The 14231-nt window shown below is 60.1% G+C and carries 13 protein-coding genes, 1 tRNA gene and 2 pseudogenes; 7 read left to right on the top strand and 9 right to left on the bottom strand.

The genetic code is table 11. The annotated features are described in order from the left end of the window. Nucleotides 1-44: 44 nt before the first annotated feature. Nucleotides 45-1259: an IS4 family transposase gene (locus IPP03_17590; GenBank protein MBL0354372.1), complete on the bottom strand. Its 1215-nt coding sequence runs from the start codon at nt 1257-1259 to the stop codon at nt 45-47. 341 nt (nt 1260-1600) lie between these two features. Between IPP03_17590 and IPP03_17585 the strand changes: the two genes are divergently transcribed. Further along, on the top strand, nt 1601-1981 hold the full coding sequence (locus IPP03_17585) for a PAS domain S-box protein (GenBank protein MBL0354371.1): 381 nt from the start codon (nt 1601-1603) through the stop codon (nt 1979-1981). Between the two features lie 39 nt (nt 1982-2020). Then, a pseudogene (locus tag IPP03_17580) lies at nt 2021-2581 on the top strand (response regulator transcription factor). 60 nt (nt 2582-2641) lie between these two features. Here IPP03_17580 and IPP03_17575 read toward each other — a convergent pair. Next, nucleotides 2642-3610: an ankyrin repeat domain-containing protein gene (locus tag IPP03_17575; protein MBL0354370.1), complete on the bottom strand. Its 969-nt coding sequence runs from the start codon at nt 3608-3610 to the stop codon at nt 2642-2644. Nucleotides 3611-3672: 62 nt separating this feature from the next. On the opposite strand from IPP03_17575, the gene IPP03_17570 reads away from it, so the two are divergent. Next, entirely contained in the window at nt 3673-4236 is a 564-nt protein-coding gene (locus IPP03_17570) for an energy transducer TonB (protein MBL0354369.1), read from the top strand. A 3-nt stretch (nt 4237-4239) separates the two neighbouring features. Here the strand turns inward: IPP03_17570 and IPP03_17565 are convergent, their stop codons facing one another. From IPP03_17565 to IPP03_17555, 3 genes are all read right to left on the bottom strand, one after another. Beyond that, nucleotides 4240-5439 carry a CoA transferase gene (locus tag IPP03_17565; GenBank protein ID MBL0354368.1) on the bottom strand — a complete coding sequence of 400 codons (1200 nt, stop codon included), beginning with the start codon at nt 5437-5439 and terminating at the stop codon, nt 4240-4242. Nucleotide 5440: 1 nt separating this feature from the next. Next, nucleotides 5441-6226, bottom strand: coding sequence for a glutamate racemase (gene murI / locus IPP03_17560; protein MBL0354367.1), 786 nt, complete (start codon nt 6224-6226; stop codon nt 5441-5443). A 182-nt stretch (nt 6227-6408) separates the two neighbouring features. Further along, nucleotides 6409-7398: a hypothetical protein gene (locus tag IPP03_17555; protein ID MBL0354366.1), complete on the bottom strand. Its 990-nt coding sequence runs from the start codon at nt 7396-7398 to the stop codon at nt 6409-6411. 119 nt (nt 7399-7517) lie between these two features. On the opposite strand from IPP03_17555, the pseudogene IPP03_17550 reads away from it, so the two are divergent. Together IPP03_17550 and IPP03_17545 are read left to right on the top strand one after the other, a co-directional pair. Further along, a pseudogene (locus tag IPP03_17550) lies at nt 7518-8911 on the top strand (IS1380 family transposase). A 339-nt stretch (nt 8912-9250) separates the two neighbouring features. Next, nucleotides 9251-9574 (top strand): hypothetical protein, encoded by a 324-nt coding sequence (locus IPP03_17545; protein MBL0354365.1) that lies wholly within the window; start codon nt 9251-9253, stop codon nt 9572-9574. 129 nt (nt 9575-9703) lie between these two features. Here the strand turns inward: IPP03_17545 and IPP03_17540 are convergent, their stop codons facing one another. From IPP03_17540 to IPP03_17530, 3 genes are all read right to left on the bottom strand, one after another. Further along, nucleotides 9704-9964 carry a PIN domain-containing protein gene (locus IPP03_17540; GenBank protein ID MBL0354364.1) on the bottom strand — a complete coding sequence of 87 codons (261 nt, stop codon included), beginning with the start codon at nt 9962-9964 and terminating at the stop codon, nt 9704-9706. 279 nt (nt 9965-10243) lie between these two features. Next, nucleotides 10244-10402, bottom strand: a complete 159-nt coding sequence (locus IPP03_17535; GenBank protein ID MBL0354363.1) for a hypothetical protein — start codon at nt 10400-10402, stop codon at nt 10244-10246. Between the two features lie 21 nt (nt 10403-10423). Then, nucleotides 10424-10546 carry a transposase gene (locus IPP03_17530; GenBank protein MBL0354362.1) on the bottom strand — a complete coding sequence of 41 codons (123 nt, stop codon included), beginning with the start codon at nt 10544-10546 and terminating at the stop codon, nt 10424-10426. Between the two features lie 370 nt (nt 10547-10916). Here IPP03_17530 and IPP03_17525 point away from each other — a divergent pair, with 370 nt between their 5' ends. Continuing rightward, nucleotides 10917-12305 (top strand): IS1380 family transposase, encoded by a 1389-nt coding sequence (locus IPP03_17525; protein ID MBL0354361.1) that lies wholly within the window; start codon nt 10917-10919, stop codon nt 12303-12305. A 246-nt stretch (nt 12306-12551) separates the two neighbouring features. On the opposite strand, the gene IPP03_17520 is transcribed toward IPP03_17525, so the two are convergent. Continuing rightward, nucleotides 12552-12627: transfer RNA gene (locus tag IPP03_17520), tRNA-Thr, on the bottom strand. A 55-nt stretch (nt 12628-12682) separates the two neighbouring features. On the opposite strand from IPP03_17520, the gene murJ reads away from it, so the two are divergent. After that, nucleotides 12683-14230, top strand: coding sequence for a murein biosynthesis integral membrane protein MurJ (gene murJ, locus IPP03_17515; GenBank protein ID MBL0354360.1), 1548 nt, complete (start codon nt 12683-12685; stop codon nt 14228-14230). The last annotated feature ends 1 nt before the right edge of the window (nt 14231 follow it).

Genomic DNA, 14231 nt, shown 5'->3' with positions numbered 1-14231 from the left:
GCGCGTGGTCGGTCGGCTCCCAATCCTCTCAACTTAGTCCATAGTCATACGGCGGGTTTGTAAGCAAAGGACAGGTGAGGCTTTCGCTGGTTTGGCCGAGGTCGAGCACGATCAGGGATAAATTTCTGAAGGTTTTTGACGATTTCCGAGAAGATTTCCTTGGTAACTCGGGTGGTGATTTGCTGCACACCCGCCAAGACTCGGGGCAAGATACGACGTACGGTATTGAAGGCCATCGTCCGATTCACTCGCCATGGCGAATCGCTGGGCAGCCGCTCTTCCGCAGCCAGGTAGGTGGCCAGGGCATTGAGATTGTCACACACCATCTTGGCCCCAACATCCTGGCAGGCGGCCAGCCAAGTCAGGCCGGACGTGTGCTCCAGATTGAGCCGGTGTTTGATGCGCTTGAACGCCTCCTCGATACGCCAACGGCTGTGATAAAGGGCTGAGAAGCTTGTGGCCGGATACCGCGCGGTATCAAGCAAGGAGGTCATCAAGACCCGTACCTTGCCAGTCGGCGTCACCTGACGAATCAGGCGAACCATAGAAGGCAGACGCGGACACTCGTAATCAATGGCATCCTGACGATGCGGTGGCGGCAATGTCACCTGCGCCTCATCTTCTCCGGATCGCATGAACTGGGTGATGGCAGAAAAGGAAGCGGACGAATCACAGCGTATGCAAAAGGGGATACCTCGATGCAACAGCGCCGCGACCAACCAGGCACCCGGATACCCGCGATCAAGCACCAGCATGTCCTGAGCACCGAGTCGGTCAAGCCGCTCAAACAACATCTGACGTTCGCCGACCAGCGAACTGTGCAAAATCAGCGAGTCGAACAATTCGATCCCTGGCCGAAACAAACCGAAGATGGCCGCTTCTCGAATATGGCGGCGCCCTTCCAGGTCAAGCAAGGTCAGACGTACCTTCGATGCATCCGCCGCCAAGACCCGCAAGCCTTGCCAGTCCGGCTGCTGCGGAACGACCTCATCGACCAGGCGCAGCAATTCTGTATTGAGCGGCTCAAAGAGATTGGCGACCAGATGGCTGCGCGCCTTTGAGAAGGCACTGGCCGTGATCGCCCGACAAAGGCGGGTTCTTCCGGCAAGCAGGGCAAAGCAGGAATCAAGCTCCGCCTGAACTGCGCCGCGAATGCCGGTGAGCAGGAAAGCGATCAGATTCGTGAATGGCAATTCACGGTTTCGGGTGAAAAACCGAGGCTCGCGGCGGGCGGCGGCAAGGAAATTGGCGCCATGAATGTAGTCCGTTAGCCGTGAAACGATATTGGCATATTTAGGCCGTCATATAACGCCTATTTATATCAATTGGTTACATGCTCGATTATATCTTGGCGCGGCCAGATGGCAAAGTTGCCAAAATTAGATGACAGACCGCTAAGTCAAGAGGATTGGGCAACCGCCTCGGGCTCAACATCGTTGCCTATCGCAGCGGCGGCTCCTGGCTGCCTTTCGTCCCGGCGACGCTGATCGTCTTCCTGACCCTGCTCGCCACTGCCACGCTGCTCCAGTTGCGCCGCCATGCGCGCGGCCGCGCCGAAACCGAGGAGCAGTTGCGCGCCGCCTACGCTTTCCGCCAGGCGATGTCGCAGTCGCTGGTCACCGGGCTGCGCGCGGTCGACCTCGAGGGGCGCATCACCTTCGTCAATACCGCGTTCTGCCGCATGACCGGCTTCGCCGAATCCGAACTGATCGGGGTTGCGCCGCCCTACCCTTACTGGCCACCCGATGAATTCGACCAGTTGCGGAAGAACATCGACCAGGCGCCGGCCCCCGCCTTCGAGATGCGGATCATGCGCAAGAACGGCATCGAGGCGATGCGCGACACGCCCTTCAAACGCCGCCATCTGGAAATCTCCGCCCGCCAGATTGATGCACGTTGGCTACAGGCCGCGCCGCGCCTTGACGGCGGCACCCTGCTCAGCTTCACCGTACCGATCGAGGAGAAGGAAGGCGATGAGTGACCAATCCAGACCATTCACGTGGTCGACGACGACGAGGGCATGCGCGATTCGATGATCTGGCTGCTCAAAGGTGAAGGCTATACCGTCGCCTGCTACGACTCGGCCGACAGTTTCCTGGCCGCGCACAACCAACGCATGCACGGCTGCATCGTCCTCGATGTCCGCATGCCGCAGATGAGCGGACTCGAACTGCACGAGAAACGTGACGCCCTCGGTTCGCGATTGCCGATCATCTTCGTCACCGGCCACGGCGACGTGCCGATGGCCGTTTCGGCATTGCAGCGCGGCGCTTGCGAGTTCATCCAGGAGCCCTTCAACAACGAGGACCTGCTCTAGCGCATCCGCCGGGCGCTGGAATTCGACAGCCAGAGTTCGGCCCGCCGCCAGCGCGACAATGTGATCGAATATCGCCTGCGGCTTCTTACCCAGCGCGAACGCGAGGTCATGCAACTGGTCGTCGCCGGCAAGCTCAACAAGCAGGTCGCCGACGAACTCGATATCAGCATGAAGACCGTCGAGGCGCATCGCGCGCGGGTCATGGAGAAAATGGGCGTGCGCACCGTCGCCGAACTGGTGACGGCGGTGATGTCGGTCAACTAGCCGCGCGGGCCGCTCGCATCGCGCCGCCCTTCCCGCCGAAAGGCACCAGCAGTCCCCCGGTCACCGATCCTTCCTGGCCGGGGCCTTTGCAGCCGGCGTCTTCGGGCTTGCCGCCTTGCCCTTGTCGTCATGGATGATCCGCGCCGACTGCTCCTTCGGCGCCTTGCGACTGGCGGTGATCTCCATCGTTACAGCGCGCGCCGGCGTTGCCGGGCTGTCCATTTCGGCGCGCATGACGCGCACGCGCTCGACGTTGATCCGCTTGTCGATCGCCGCGGTCGACTCGCCGCGTTCGACCAGTTTCTCGCGCATCTCCATCAATTCCTCGAGTTCCTTCGACATGCGCAGCGAGCGGGTCGGCTCGCCCCAGGTTTCCTTCGGCTTGTTGATGGCAATGTTGAACTGTTCGGGATTGGTGATCATCCGCGCGATATTCAGCTGGTTGTAGCGCATCGCCCATTCCAGCGCGCCGTCGCCCCAGTCGTTGCGGAAGCCGCGCTCGGCGCCCTTCTCGATGAGCATACGCGCCAGTTCCTCGCGCCCCTCGTAGATGGCCATCATCAGAACGCTCGAACCGTTGGTGCTCAGGGCATTGATGTCAGCGCCCCGTTCCATCAGGTAATCGGCGACCTCGCGGTGCCCGGCAAAGACCGCATAATGCAGCGGCGACCATTGGCGCGGCGGCGCATTGATCCGCGCCCCACGCTCCACCAACCATTTCACCGCTTCGAGCTGGCCGCGCCAGGCGGCGAGAATGATCGCCGTCTCGCCGTTGCCGTTCATCCGGTTGATGTTGGCACCGCGCGAGATGAACAGCCGCATCATCTCGATATTGCCTTCCCAGGCGCCGATCATCAGGCCGGAGCCGATCCGGACGCCCATGAAATCCGGCGCCAGGCCGGCATCCAGCCAGGCTTGCGCCTGCTCGAGATCGCCCAGTTCGAGGCTGGTCGCGAACGCCGTCGGGCTCGGCCGTTCCGCCGGGTCGCTCCGCCAGAACTGGGCATGAACCGGCACTACCAGGCACATCCCGATTATCATTGCGAGCAGTTGTCCTACCCAACCCGGCTTCATCGACGCCTTCATCTCCTTTGGCCAGCCCGCATTTTCTCACGACCCGCGACGAATACCGGCTTTTGCTCGCGCTGGCGGCGTCACTCCTGCTGCACGTCCTGCCCTTTGTTGCGCACCTGATCACGCCATCACGCCCGCCGCCGCCGAGTCCGCCGCTCACGGTCACCTTGCGCGAGCCGCCTCCGGCACCGCTACCACCGCCGCCGCCGTCATTGATCCTGCCGGAACAGCCCAAGCCGGCAGCGGCACCGGAAAAACCGCCACCGCCGAAAGCCGAAAAGCGCGAAAAGCCGCCCGCCGTACCAAAAACCTGGACCCAGGCAGTCAGCCAGCACCTGAACAAGCTCAATGCCAGTGGGCTGTTCTATCCGCAGGAAGCCATAGCCCAAGGCATTGAAGGCGAGGTATTGGTCCTCATCATCATCGATGAAAGCGGGCGGGTCAGCGCTTCCCGCGTCGAAGAAAGCAGCGGCCACCGCATCCTCGACGATGCCGCGCTGCGCGCCGTGCGTTCGCTGCGCTCGCTACCGGCCGATGCGCCGCGCGAGGCCTTGCTGCCGGTCCGCTTCCGCCTGCGTTGAGGGTCAGACCGCGCCGGCTGCGCGCAGGCCGGCGATGGCCGCCGCGTCATAACCCAAAGCGGTCAATACTTCATCGGTATGGGCACCGAGCGCCGGGCCGAGCCATTCGGTGGCGCCCGGCGTCGCCGACAGTTTGGGGACGATCCCGGGCATACGGAATTCCTTGCCATCCGGCAGTTTCGCCGACTCGATCATCTGGCGGGCGATGAATTGCGGGTCGGAAAACATGTCGACCGCGGAATAGACCCGCGACGACGGCACTTCCGCCGCCGCCAGTATCGCCAGCACTTCCGCTTCGTCCAGCCCGGCACACCAGCCATCGATCAAGGCATAAATCTCGTCGCGCCGTGCGTCGCGACCGGCGTTGTCGGCCAGCGTGGGATCGTCGGCCAGATCGTCACGGCCGATGGCCAGCATGAAGCGCCGGAAGATCGCATCGCCATTGGCGCCGATGGTCACATGCTTGCCATCGCGCGTCGTATGCGTGTTGGACGGCGTGATGCCGGGCATGATGTTGCCGGCGCGCTCGCGGACGAAACCGAAGACATCAAATTCGGGCACCAGCGACTCCATCATCGCAAATACCGCCTCGTAGAGCGCGACATCGACGACCTGCCCCGCTCCGCCATTGGCTTCCTTGTGGCGCAGCGCCATCAGCGCGCCAATCGCCCCCCACAGCGCGGCAATCGAATCGCCGATCGAAATCCCGGTGCGCACGGGCGGCCGGTCGGGAAAGCCCGTCACATAGCGCAGCCCGCCCATCGACTCGCCGACCGCGCCGAAACCGGGTTGCTCCTTGTACGGCCCGGTCTGCCCGAATCCAGACAAGCGAACCATGACCAGACCGGGGTTGTCGGCCTTGAGCACGTCCCAACCCAAGCCGAGCTTTTCAAGCACGCCGGGGCGAAAGTTCTCGACCAGAATATCCGCCTCGGCGATCAGCTTGCGCACGAACTCACACCCATCGGGATGCTTCAGGTTGGCCGTCACCGACTTCTTGTTGCGCGCCTGCACGTACCACCACAGCGAGGTGCCCTCATACAACTTGCGCCATTTGCGCAGTGGATCACCGCCATCCGGCGATTCCACCTTGATCACCTCGGCGCCGAATTCGGCCATGATCCGCGTGCAGAACGGGCCGGCGATCAGTGTGCCGAGTTCGACGACCTTCAGTCCGGCCAACGGCTTTGGTGTTTCGCTCATTTCAGGGTTCCCAGTGTTCGACGGCCATTTTTGCCCCAAAAAGGCGGTCGACCGTAGCAATCAGTTTTTGCGGCGCGCCGCTGGTCGCAATCGTCAGGCGGCCAGTCCCGCCGCCCAGCAATCCGCCAGTGGCCAGCAGGCGTTCGAGCTGTCGGGCGACGGGTTCGCCGGTGTCAAGCAGCACCGCGCCCGCCGGCATGCGCCGGGCAATCCCCTCCGCCACCCACGGGTAATGCGTGCAACCGAGCACCACCACATCGGCCCCAGCCTGTGCCAGCGGGGCGACAAATAGATCAAGCAAGGCGGCCACTTGCGGGCTATCCGGCCCCTCAGTCTCAATCGCCTCGGCCAGCCCCGGACAAGCCTGGACGACGACCCTCAAATGATTGGCATGATTGCCCACCAGCCGCCCGAAACGCTCGCTCTCCAGCGTGCGCGTCGTCGCCAGCACGCCGATGACGCCGGTTTTGGTCAAACCCGCCGCCGGTTTGACGCCGGGCTCCAACGCCACGACAGGCAGCGCAGTGACCGCCCGAATCGCCTCCGCCGCCGCCGCTGTAGCCGTATTGCAGGCAATCACCAACGCCTTCGCCCCGCGCCGGGCCAGCGCCTCGGCAATCAGCACCCCGCGCTCCTTGAGAAAAACCTCGGGGCGGTCGCCGTAAGGCAGGAAGCGGGTATCGGCAAAATAAAAAAAGTCCTCCCGCGGCAGTCGACCGCGCAAGGCGCGCAACACCGTCAAGCCACCGAGGCCAGAGTCGAAGACGGTGATGGGGTGGTGATTCACTGATTCATCCCAATAGAAATCGGCTCAAGTTTTGGGGTTTATGTCGGCATTCGACCCGCTCCGGCCATTCAACCCTGCGCCGACTTAAAGGCAGCCAACGGGGGTCGGGCGGTCATTTCCCAACCGATATTCTCCCGGCAAGTCAATTTTTCGCATTGAGACTTACAGAGCGTTTTGCCTATCTACAGCCGGCGAAGACGAATGTATTGTCGCAATACTGGATTTACAAACTCGTAAACACCTTGCCGCTCTGCTACCCGTTCAAGGACCGGGCCGAACTTACGATCAATGAGGCGGGGAATCAGTTGGTCGATGAATTGAATATCCATTTCTTCCGCGACCTGCCTAGTGTTTTTGAGGAGTACCCGACCCACCTCATCTGAAAACAAGGACTGCTCGGTCGGTTGCTCTGCCAACAGATGGAGTAGTAGCTGACGGCCTTCGGAGTCACCGATGGCTCTCTGATATGCTGACTCAAGCGTCGGGAAAGCTCTCCTTGTTCGAAGATCCTCAATTACTTTTCCGACTACTTCTTTATCCACGATGTTTGATCCGCGTACATTGGCTTCGTTGACGCACTGCTTCCCAATGAGTTGTACAAAGTAAGGATAGCCTTGCCCGAGCTCCGCGATAGCCTTTGCAACCCCAGGCTCAAATTTCAGTTGTCCACCAAATAACTCTGCTGCCCGGAAAATAATGGCTTCCGACTCATCAATCGGCATCGGTTTGACGGGAAGCACACCTTGTTCAATCAGTCGCTCAACTGAAGCGTGATCCAGAATGAGGTCGGACAGGTCGCGACCGACGCCACAAACGGCAAACTTGACCTCTGGAGTTGTAAGTGACTTAATCAACGAGCCAACTCCATCCTTGTTCTGGATTACATCGAACTCGTCTAGGATGATTAAAAGTCCGTCGCGTTTCATCCTGCCCTTGACTTGATGAGCAACGACCGCATCGACAAAATTTCGGAAAGTCTGGGCTATATCGTTCGGAACGATTTTTGCATATTTTGACGTCTCAATACCTTTAGTTCCCCAATTGACGACCTTGAGGTCCGCTCCCGCTGCGACTTCCTTTGATCGCGTAAATTCAATAATTTCCTTGCCATCGTTCGGTACGAGTCTCAGAAGACTATCTTCGTCGTTTTGATCATTACACAAGCGTGACAACAGAGCCTCGCCATTCTTAACCCGAATTTTTCATAAAAGCAGGCGAATCTCGTTTAACCCATTGATATAATTGGGGTTACGCCAATAACGCTTCGTAAGAAGCCTAAACGAGACCGCCCATGGACAATTCTATCCCAACCCAGCTTCGCTTTCCCGCCAGCGCCGGATTTACGATCCGGGCAGAGTTTGACGGCGGGGCGATGTCCTCCGACTTTGGCGCACTCCTGTTGCGTGGCATCGACCTGCAAATCGGCCTGATTCCCCGCCTGGTCAGCGCGATTCACGACAAACGCCACGCCTCGTACATTGACCATCCGCTGGCCGACCTGCTTCGTCAGCGGATATTCCAGACCGCCAGCGGCTACGCCGACGGTAATGACGCCAACACGCTGCGGCGCGATCCGCTGTTCAAACTGGCGGTCGGTCGTGCCCCGCTGGGCGAGGGAAATGACCTGGCCTCCGGCCCCACGCTCTCCCGGCTCGAGAACAGCGTATCGCGCAAAGACATTTACCGCCTGGCCAAAAGCTTCGTCGACGCCTTCATCGCCAGCTACGCCCAAGCGCCTGCCGTGATCGTGCTGGATATGGATCACTCTGAGGATGCCACTCACGGGCAGCAGGAACTGGCGTTCTACAACCACCACTACGGCAATCATTGCTACCTGCCGTTGTTCCTCTTCGAAGGACTCTCCGGGAAGCTGATCACCGCCGTCCTGCGTCCGGGCAAGCGTCCCACCGGTAAAGAGAATGCGGTCATCATCAAGCGCGTGCTGCACCTGCTCCGCCAGGCCTGGCCCGAGACCCACATCCTGCTGCGCGGGGATGGTCACTTCGCGAATCCCGAACTGATGACCTTGTGCGAGTCCGATCCGCATCTGGACTTTCTCTTCGGCCTGGCCGGCAACCAGGTGCTCTCGCCCAAGGCCGAGCCGCTGCTGAAGAAAGCCCGTGCGCTGCACCAGACACACAGCGCCAACGCCCAGCGCCTGGGGAACGCCGAGCCTGCGGCGACACGACTGTACGACGATATCGAGTATCAGGCGGGCTCGTGGCCCAAGGCTTACCGCGTGGTGGTCAAGGCCGAGGTGATGGCCTTGGGTGACAACCCGCGGTACGTGGTGACCTCGCTGTCCGACCCGACGCCTGATGTGCTTTACAAAGAGCTGTACTGTGCTCGAGGGCAGGACGAGAACTTCATCAAGGCGGTGAAGAACGACTTGGCCAGTGACCGGACCTCCGATCATGCCTTCCTCGCCAATCACCTGCGGCTGTTCTATTCGTGTGCGGCGTATGGGTTGATTCACGGCTTGCGCGAGAACACGCTGGTGCATACGGAACTGGCCAAGGCGCAACCGCTGTCGATTATCCTGAAACTCTTTAAGTTGGCGGTGCGCGTGGTGCAGTACAAGGATCGGATCAAGCTGTCCTTGCCTACGTCGTGTCCGATGAAGGGGTGCTGGCGCGGGTGACCGAGTTGCTTTACCTCGTCCCGCGCCCGCCGGCGCCGGCCTGATCGACTCGGCGACGCCGTCTCATGCTGCCGACTCGAATCCGCTTGAGCGGAGGTGAGGTCTCGCCAGCGCTCTGTCCAGGGATCGATGGCGGCAGGGTGTGATGCCCAAAAGTTGGGGTATTTGGCCGATCGTGGCGGGTTGGCAGCAAAATTCGCAGCAAGCTGACTCGCATCACGGCTGGAATGGCACGACATTGACATCGCGCGGCGGGTTTATGAAACATCCGGGTTAATAAGAGAATCGCAAGAGTAATAAACGGTCAAGTACGTGCGTGGCTTCGCAGGTATAAGGTGCGTTAGCCCCGCCTTCTTGGCTAGCGCATACTCACCTAGGGCCATTTGCTGAATCTGGCGCAGCAACGAGGACTTTCCGACACCGCGCTTGCCAAAAACCGTGATCAAACCAGTGGCAGAATTCAGGGCTGCAATGCAATCGCGAATAAGCTCCGTCCGTCCGACAAATCTGCTTGGGTCTCGAATAACATCAGCAGTAAAACCGATTTCTGGATTGACGAACATTTTTCTCTTGTCTCTTTAGTTACCAAGCAATTAGCCCATTTACAAAATAAGTTATGGGAAAAAAAAGGAGGCAGTGAGCATACCATGCCGCCAGTCGTCAATAAAACCGCAGACTCCCAGACAACCTTCATTTCATTCATTTAGCATTTTTTGCCGATGTTCGCTACACTGCGAACCAAACCGAATGACAGTTAACCGGAGTCGACCGTGACGGGAAACGGCGACAGCCCACGGTTCTGCAAACCGACTCTTGGTCCACAGCCCTTCCGCTCATCATAGCCGCGCATCCTGTCGCGGCAATTCCGATTCCCACGCCACCACGCTCTGATCAGCCGTAATCAGCGTTGCGTGGTGTTGCAATGAAGTGGCCGCGATGAAACGGTCGGCCGGGTCGCGATGGATGTTTTCGAGTCGCGCGGCGAGGATAGCGATGCGACCATCCAGCGCGAATTCCCGAATCCTGGCCTGGAGCATTTCGGAACGCCACTCGCTCACCGACAAGGGCAGCACGATACGCTCGCGTTGCGTGAGCATCGCCGTTTCTCAAAAACTTATGGCGCTCACGGCAACCTGGCCGGCGCGCCAGGCATCTTAAACCGCAAAATCGGGGACAGACCAGAATGGCGCTAAGTTAAGCCCATTCAGCGGAAAAATCTTTTCATGCCATGAGTATAAATGAGATAATTCGGCATGAAAAACGGCACGCTCTATCTCCCTGGATTTCACCTATCCACGCTGCGCCGCAAGCCACGTTCTGGCGCGCAAAAGCTGGCTTACGAAAAGATTCGGATTCGCCGGCATGGCTGCGGTCAATCATTGTCTTGCGCTCAGCAGTCCCGCCTTGGTGAGCGCGCCTTCTAAAAAATAATTCTCCAGACTCAGGCGACCAATCGTTGCTTCCATGGCCAGAATGTCCGGGCCTTTCTCCCTGGCGGTCGTGTCGCCAAACACGGCTGACGAACGCTCCATCAACTGTGTCTTCCAGTCGGTAATCTACTTGGGGTGAGCATCGAACTGCTGCGCTATCTCGGCCAACGTCTTGTCGCCCTTGATGGCGGCAATCGCCACCTTCGCCTTGAACTCCGGCGAGTGATTCCGCCGCTTCCTTCTCGTCATGCTCTTGCTCCTCATTTCGGCCACTATGCGGCCTGCGATTGAGCAAGGCTATCACTTATCCCGCTTTCCGAATTTCTGGGGCCGGCTCTGCGGTGATGTCGACTGGCTGAGCTCGACCATGCCAGTATCAACGAATGCAGCCTCTGAACGTACCAGAGCCGCTTTATCGTGCTGGTCCTGCCTGAGCATCGGTTGGCATTGACAGAAAATGGCTACACAGGAGCTATACGGAAGCCATGAAGAAAAAAGGCCACTCCGAAAAGTGGCTTAGCCCGAATTTTTCATAAAAGCAGGCGAATCTCGTTTAACCCATTGATATAATAGGGGTTACGCCAATAACGCTTCGTAAGAAGCCTAAACGAGACCGCCTATGGACTATTCTATCCCAACCCAGCTTCACTTTCCCGCCAGCGCCGGATTTACGATCCGGGCAGAGTTTGACGGCGGGGCGATGTCCTCCGACTTTGGCGCACTCCTGTTGCGTGGCATCGACCTGCAAATCGGCCTGATTCCCCGCCTGGTCAGCGCGATTCACGACAAACGCCACGCCTCGTACATTGACCATCCCCTGGCCGACCTGCTCCGCCAGCGGATATTCCAGACCGCCAGCGGTTACGCCGACGGTAATGACGCCAACACGCTGCGGCGCGATCCGCTGTTCAAACTGGCGGTCGGTCGTGCCCCGCTGGACGAGGGAAATGACCTGGCCTCCGGCCCCACGCTCTCCCGGCTCGAAAACAGCGTATCGCGCAAAGACATTTACCGCCTGGCCAAAAGCTTCGTCGACGCCTTCATCGCCAGCTACGCCCAAGCGCCTGCCGTGATCGTGCTCGATATGGATCACTCGGAGGATGCCACTCACGGGCAGCAGGAACTGGCGTTCTATAACCCCCACTACGGGAATCACTGCTACCTGCCGCTGTTTCTCTTCGAAGGACTTTCCGGGAAGTTCATTACTGCCGTCCTGCGTCCGGGCAAACGCCCGACTGGCAAGGAGAACGCGGCCATCATCAAGCGCGTGCTGCGCTTGCTCCGCCAGGCTTGGCCCGAGACCCACATCATTCTGCGCGGGGATGGCCACTTCTCGAATCCCGAACTGATGGCCTTGTGCGCGTCCGATCCGCATCTGGACTTCCTCTTCGGCCTGGCCGGCAACCCGGTGCTCTCGCCCAAGGCCGAGCCGCTGCTGAAGAAAGCCCGTGCGCTGCACCAGACACACAGCGCCAACGCCCAGCGCCTGGGGAACGCCGAGCCTGCGGCGACACGACTGTACGACGATATCGAGTATCAGGCGGGCTCGTGGCCCAAGGCTTACCGCGTGGTGGTCAAGGCCGAGGTGATGGCCTTGGGTGACAACCCGCGGTACGTGGTGACCTCGCTGTCCGACCCGACGCCTGATGTGCTTTACAAAGAGCTGTACTGTGCTCGAGGGCAGGACGAGAACTTCATCAAGGCGGTGAAGAACGACTTGGCCAGTGACCGGACCTCCGATCATGCCTTCCTCGCCAATCACCTGCGGCTGTTCTATTCGTGTGCGGCGTATGGGTTGATTCACGGCTTGCGCGAGAACACGCTGGTGCATACGGAACTGGCCAAGGCGCAACCGCTGTCGATTATCCTGAAACTCTTTAAGTTGGCGGTGCGCGTGGTGCAGTACAAGGATCGGATCAAGCTGTCCTTGCCTACGTCGTGTCCGATGAAGGGGGTGCTGGCGCGGGTGACCGAGTTGCTTTACCTCGTCCCGCGCCCGCCGGCCTGATCGACTCGGCGACGCCGTCTCATGCTACCGACTCGAATCCGCTTGAGCGGAGGTCAGGTCTCGCCAGCGCTCTGTCCAGGGATCGATGGCGGCAGGGTGTGATGCCCAAAAGTTGGGGTATTTGGCCGATCGTGGCGGGTTGCCAGCAAAATTCGCAGCAAGCTGACTCGCATCACGGCTGGAATGGCACGACATTGACATCACGCGGCGGGTTTATGAAACATCCGGGTTAGGTACTTGATTTCTTGGTGCTGCAGAGAGGAGTCGAACCTCCGACCTACTGATTACGAATCAGTTGCTCTACCAACTGAGCTACTGCAGCAGCACAGCGTACAATTATATCTTTCGCACGCGCTTTCAGGCAACGCCGGCAACCCATGAATCTTCTCCGCGCCCTGGCGACGGTCAGCAGCATGACGCTGCTCTCGCGAATCCTCGGTTTTGTCCGTGATTTTGTGATCGCCCGCGCCTTCGGTGCCGGTCTGGCGACGGATGCCTTTTTCGTTGCCTTCAAGTTGCCCAACCTGTTGCGCCGGATGTTCGCCGAGGGCGCCTTTTCGCAGGCTTTCGTGCCGATTCTCGGCGAATACAAGAACAAGCGCGGTGACCGGGAAACCTTGCTGCTGATCGATCATGTGACCAGTATCCTGGCCCTCGTGCTGTTCGTCATCACCGCCATCGGCGTCGCTGCGGCACCGCTGCTGGTCTGGATTTCCGCCCCCGGCTTCGCTGCCGATGCGGGCAAGTTCGAGCTGACCGTCACCCTGACCCGCATCACCTTCCCCTACATCTTCTTCATCGCGCTGGTTGCGCTCGCCGGCGGCATTCTCAACACCATGAGCCGTTTTGCGCTACCAGCGTTCACGCCAGTGCTGCTCAACATCGCCTTTATCGGCATGGCGCTGTTCGCCGTGCCCTACTTCGATCCGCCGGTTCTGGCGCTGGCCTGGGCGGTCTTTCTCGGCGGCGTACTGCAATTGGGGATCCAGATTCCCGCGCTTCACCGTATCGCCATGCTGCCGCGCCCGTCGCTGAACTGGCGTGCCGCCTGGCAGGACCCTGGCGTGCGGCGCATCCTGAAACTGATGGGGCCGGCACTACTCGGCGTCTCGGTGTCGCAGATCAGCCTGCTGATCAACACCATTTTCGCGTCGTTCCTCAAAACCGGCAGTGTCTCCTGGCTTTATTACGCCGATCGCCTGATGGAATTCCCTTCTGGCATGCTCGGTGTCGCGCTCGGGACCATCCTGCTGCCATCGCTTTCCAGGTACCACGCCAGCGCCAATCACCTCGAATACTCGAAGCTGCTCGACTGGGGCCTGCGCCTGACTCTGCTCCTGGCCGCACCGGCGGCGCTGGCCCTGGCGTTGCTCGCGGTACCGCTGATCGCCACGCTGTTTCACCACGGGGCGTTCACCGGTGAAGACGTTTTCCACACCCGCGACGCGTTGGTCGCCTACAGCATCGGCCTGGTCGGGCTGATCCTCGTCAAGGTTCTGGCGCCGGGATTCTATGCCCGCCAGAATATCCGTACCCCGGTCAAGATTGCCGTGATTTCGCTCGTCGCGACACAAGTGATGAACCTCGCCTTCATCGGCTGGCTGCAGCACGCCGGGTTGGCGCTGTCAATCGGGCTGGCTGCCTGCCTCAACGCCACGCTGCTCTATCGTGGCCTACGCCGGCACCAGGTCTATCATCCGCAGCCGGGGTGGACTGCATTCGCGCTCAAACTGCTGGCCGCGCTCATGGTCATGGGCGGCGCGCTGTGGCTGGCCGCAGGCAGCAATGCGGCTTGGCTCGCTTATCCGCTCTCCGAACGCCTGATCCGCCTCGGCGTTCTGGTGGGGCTTGGCGTGAGCGCCTATTTCGCTACACTATGGTTTCTCGGCTTTCGCCTGAACGACTTCAAGCGGCGCGCCGCCTAAC

This window comes from Candidatus Dechloromonas phosphoritropha, from assembly GCA_016722705.1.
Classification (GTDB): Bacteria; Pseudomonadota; Gammaproteobacteria; order Burkholderiales; family Rhodocyclaceae; genus Azonexus; species Azonexus phosphoritrophus.
The sequence above is the reverse complement of the archived record's forward strand: the minus strand, read 5'-3'. Positions and strand labels throughout refer to the sequence as shown.

Excerpts from the sequence above, each read along its gene's own strand:
- IPP03_17565 (MBL0354368.1), bottom strand. The coding sequence starts at position 5,439 with ATGAGCGAAACACCAAAGCCGTTGGCCGGACTGAAGGTCGTCGAACTC.
- IPP03_17575 (MBL0354370.1), bottom strand. The coding sequence starts at position 3,610 with ATGTGCCTGGTAGTGCCGGTTCATGCCCAGTTCTGGCGGAGCGACCCG.
- IPP03_17585 (MBL0354371.1), top strand. The coding sequence starts at position 1,601 with ATGTCGCAGTCGCTGGTCACCGGGCTGCGCGCGGTCGACCTCGAGGGG.
- murJ (MBL0354360.1), top strand. The coding sequence starts at position 12,683 with ATGAATCTTCTCCGCGCCCTGGCGACGGTCAGCAGCATGACGCTGCTC.
- IPP03_17530 (MBL0354362.1), bottom strand. The coding sequence starts at position 10,546 with ATGACGAGAAGGAAGCGGCGGAATCACTCGCCGGAGTTCAAGGCGAAG.
- IPP03_17540 (MBL0354364.1), bottom strand. The coding sequence starts at position 9,964 with ATGCTCACGCAACGCGAGCGTATCGTGCTGCCCTTGTCGGTGAGCGAG.
- IPP03_17525 (MBL0354361.1), top strand. The coding sequence starts at position 10,917 with ATGGACTATTCTATCCCAACCCAGCTTCACTTTCCCGCCAGCGCCGGA.